Annotated in this window: 1 pseudogene; it reads left to right on the top strand. The window is 58.0% G+C overall.

Annotated elements, in window-relative coordinates:
• Nucleotides 1–245: pseudogene (locus RTW80_RS30355) on the top strand (protease modulator HflC); the annotation flags it as partial.

Here is a 245-nt window from a genome sequence, read left to right as displayed (position 1 = left end):
ATCTACAACCGTATGCGCGCCGAGCGTGAAGCGGTAGCCCGTCGTCACCGTTCACAGGGTCAGGAAGAAGCGGAAAAACTGCGAGCGGCAGCGGACTATGAAGTCACCAAGACGCTGGCGGAATCTGAGCGCCAGGGTCGTATCCTGCGCGGTGAAGGTGATGCCGAAGCGGCTAAACTGTTTGCTGATGCATTCAGCCAGGATCCAGACTTCTACGCCTTCATCCGTAGCCTTCGCGCTTACGA

It is taken from the genome of Escherichia sp. AM3 (assembly GCF_032029835.1).
Lineage (GTDB): Bacteria > Pseudomonadota > Gammaproteobacteria > Enterobacterales > Enterobacteriaceae > Escherichia > Escherichia coli.
This window is presented reverse-complemented; position numbering and strand designations above follow the sequence as displayed.